Consider the following 3,634-nt stretch of genomic DNA (forward strand, 5'->3'; position numbering starts at 1 on the left):
GCCCCGCCGGCCCGCGCTCCCCGTCCTGGCACCCCGGCCCGTGGCGGCCGTCGGCGTCGGCAGCGCGGGCGTCATCGACCCGCACACCGGCCGGGTCCGCTCGGCCACCTCCGCGCTGCCCGGCTGGGGCGGCACCGACCTGCGCGGGCTGCTCGCCGCCCGGCTCCAGGTCCCCGTCGCGGTGGACAACGACGTCAACGCCCACGCGCTCGGCGAACACTGGCTCGGCCTCGCCGCCGGTCACGCCTGCGTCCTGCTGCTCACCGTCGGTACCGGGGTGGGCGGTTGCCTCCTCGTCGACGGCCGCGTCCACCACGGCGCCGGCGGCGCGGCCGGCGAGGCCGGCCACCTTCCCGTCCCCGCCGCGGCCGGGTTGCCCTGCCCGTGCGGCGGCCACAGCCACGCGGAGGCCGCCGCCTCCGGACCCGCGATGACGGCCGCCTACCGGCAGCTCGCCGACGCGCCGGACACGACCCTTCGCCAGATCAACTCCCTGGCGGAGGAAGGAGATCCGGCCGCCCGTACCGTCCTGCGCACGGGCGCCACCGCGCTCGGTGAGGCCATCGGCGGCCTGATCAACGTCCTCGCCCCCGACCTTGTCATCCTCGGCGGCGGCGTCAGCCGCTCCGGCCCCGTCTGGTGGGACACGCTCCGGACGACCGTGACCGACCACCTGGTCCCCGCGGTGGCCGACACCCCGGTGCGGGCAGGTGCGCTCGGCGACGACGCAGCGCTGTACGGCGCAGCGTTCCTCGGGCGGGAGGTGCTGGCATGAGCGGCGCCGACCGTCCCGTACCGGGGGCCGGAGGGACCGGCGGGGCCGGGAGCGCCGGCGGCACCGGGAACGCCGGCGGGGCAGGAGCGACTGGTGGTGGCGGTGCGAGTCCGGCCCGTGACGGAATCCTGGAACGGCTGCGCGGACGGCTGATCGTCTCCTGCCAGGCGTACCCCGGGGAGCCGCTGCGTGATCCGCTGATCATGCGTCAGATGTCGCTCGCCGTACTGGAGGGTGGCGCGGCCGGTCTCCGCGCCCAGGGGCTCGACGACCTGCGCGCCATCCGCGCGGCGACCGACGTCCCGCTCATCGGCCTCTGGAAGGACGGCACTTCGGGCGTCTACATCACCCCGACCGCGCGGCACGCCCGCGAAGTCGCGGCGACCGGGGCGGACATCGTGGCAGTCGACGCGACGTTCCGGCCGCGCCCCGGCGGCGAGACGCTGGAGCAGACCGTCACCGCCGTCCACCAGGCCGGCCGACTCCTCATGGCCGACGTCTCCTGCTACGAGGAGGGCATCGAGGCGGCCGCCCTCGGTGCCGATGTGGTCGGCACCACCCTGTCCGGCCACGTTGGCGGAGCTCCCCATCCGGAGGGTCCCGACCTCGACCTCGTCGCCAGGCTCAGTGCGGTACTGTCCGTCCCGGTTCTGGCCGAGGGGCGTATCCACACTCCCGCCCAGGCCCAAGCCGCCCTGGATGCAGGCGCTTTCGCGGTCGTCGTGGGCACGGCCATCACTCACCCGACCAGCCTTACCCGGTGGTTCGCCGAGGGGATGGGGCAGCCCGGCCGATAGTCCGGTGCGCAGTCGGCTCCGCCGGTCTGCACCGGTCTGCGCCGAGAGGTGCCGCGGGCACGCCGGGTCCAGCCGGGGTGCCCGCTCACGCACCGCTCAACTCCAGGAGTTTGACGACGGTGTTCCAGTTGCGTGAGGTCGCGGTCAGACCCAGCCAACGGTCGGAGAAGCGGGCGGCCAGTTTGGAGTTGCGGATCGAGTCCGGGAAGTGGGCGTAGATCTCCCGCTCACCGGCCCGGAACTCGTCGGGGGTGTAGACGGCCGGGTCCAGGGTTGCCAACTTGTCCTGGGGCGGGGGCCCGGACAAGAAGACGACCACGAACCGCGAGCCGTTCACACCCTCCATCGCGAACGGGTTGGCCTCGACCACGCGCCGCAGGTCCGTCCCCGTCCGGACCAGGCACGCGATGGTCAGCCCCAGCTCGTCAGCGATGCGTTGCTCCAACTCCGCTGCCAGGCGCTGTGGTTCCTCCTCCTTTCCGTGTGTGAAGACGGCGTTGCCGCTTTGCAGATAGGTGCGCACCGCGGTGCCGCCCATGTCGGTGAGCAGGCCGCGCAGTGTCTCCATGGGGACTCGTGAGTGGCCCCCGACATTGATGCCGCGCAGAAGTGCGACATAGCTGGTGGCGGGCGGGTCCGCGATGTCTGCGGTGGCCACGGGGCCCGCGGTTTTCGGTGAATGTGGCGTGCTGGGTTTCGTCACCTCCGCAAAGGTAGTGGTGGTGGGCCGCGGCGGGCGGTCGCGCGGGTGCGTATAGAGGGGTGATGCGCGTGTGGGGGTGCGGCCCGGGCCGGCGGTGATTCGGGCACCGCTGCGATCCGATCCGCTGTAGGTCTGTTTTTCCTGAATCCATGCGGATCATGCCGGATGTCCCTCTTTCGAAGGACGAAAAGTATGCTGGAACGGTTCGGCACGTTCAGCGGTCGTTACCTTCGCGCCCATGAGCAGCAGCCCGCAACGCCCGATCGTCACCGAACTCCGGCTGTCGGCCTTCAAATCACATCGCGGCGCCACTTTCCCGCTAGAACCGATCACGCTCCTCGCCGGAGCGAGCGGCACGGGTAAGTCGAGCGTCCTCGAAGGTCTGGCCGTACTCGGCCGACTCGCATCCGGAGCCGATCTGCAAGAGGTGTTCGCGGTGTCCCGCACCGGCAGGTCGTTCGTGCGCGGGGGAGCCGCGGCCTGTGTACCGCAGAGCGCGAGGCCCGACGCGCAGGGGCGGCGCGGCTTCCGGATCGGCTGCACCACCAGCGGGCCACTCGGACCGGTCCGCCTCGACCTGGCCGTCCAGGTCGAACCCACCCTGCGGATCGTCGGCGAACGGCTGACCGGATCGAGCGAGACCCTTCTTACCACCGCGCTTCGCGACCCGAACCGGTCGACGGTACAGGCGGCCTGGCACACCGCCGGCGCCGTCGCGGTCACCCGTGCACCCCTTCCCGACGACCGGCTCGCCACGTCGCTGCTGCCGCTGCGCGTCTCCGGCCGTACCGAGGGACAGCGGCTGGTGCTGGCCGCGGCCGAGCAACTCGTGGTCGCGCTGCGCGGGGTCTTCCCGATCGCGCCGCGCCCGGAGTTGATGCGCGGCCCCGTCCGGGTAGGCGACGGGCAACTGCGCGGTTCGTGCGACAACCTGTCCGCGGTGCTGGCCAGGACCGAGCACGAGTGCAGCGTCCGGCACGGGATGCTGGTCGGAGCCGTACGCGACGTGTGCAGCGGGCCGGTACGCGGCTTGACCGTGCTGCCCGCGCTGATCGCCGGCGACAGCAGGGAGCCGCTGGTCGAGGCGGTGATCGCCGCAGTTGACCGCGGCGTGCTCGGAATGGTCCCGGTCGACCGGCTCGGCGACGGTGAACTGCGTTTCCTTGCCATGGCGTTGGTGCTGCTGACCGGACCTGGTGTACTCGATGTCGACACCAGTACCGAGCATCTTCCGGCCGGCCAGGTGCTGACCGTGGTGGCCGACGGGCTCGACGTCGGTGTCGACCGGCGACAGGCCCGGGAACTGCTCCGGCTGGCGGGGATCGCTTCCGCCCGGGGCCACATCCGCCTGTTGTGTAC

Annotated in this window: 4 protein-coding genes; 3 read left to right on the forward strand and 1 reads right to left on the reverse strand. The window is 72.3% G+C overall.

The genetic code is table 11. The annotated features are described in order from the left end of the window. A partial coding sequence (locus tag AC13HU_RS34060) for an ROK family protein (protein ID WP_483045858.1) occupies positions 1–775 on the forward strand: 775 nt, incomplete at its 5' end. Beyond that, complete coding sequence (locus AC13HU_RS34065) at positions 772–1,572, forward strand: N-acetylmannosamine-6-phosphate 2-epimerase (protein WP_483045859.1); 801 nt, start codon at positions 772–774, stop codon at positions 1,570–1,572. The genes AC13HU_RS34060 and AC13HU_RS34065, both read left to right, overlap by 4 nt. A gap of 85 nt (positions 1,573–1,657) precedes the next feature. Here AC13HU_RS34065 and AC13HU_RS34070 read toward each other — a convergent pair whose 3' ends face one another. Beyond that, complete coding sequence (locus tag AC13HU_RS34070) at positions 1,658–2,230, reverse strand: DUF1697 domain-containing protein (RefSeq protein WP_483045860.1); 573 nt, start codon at positions 2,228–2,230, stop codon at positions 1,658–1,660. Between the two features lie 283 nt (positions 2,231–2,513). On the opposite strand from AC13HU_RS34070, the gene AC13HU_RS34075 reads away from it, so the two are divergent. Continuing rightward, on the forward strand, positions 2,514–3,634 hold a 1,121-nt coding region (locus tag AC13HU_RS34075; protein ID WP_483045861.1), incomplete at its 3' end, for an AAA family ATPase.

Source organism: Streptomyces sp. NH27 (genome assembly GCF_056859195.1).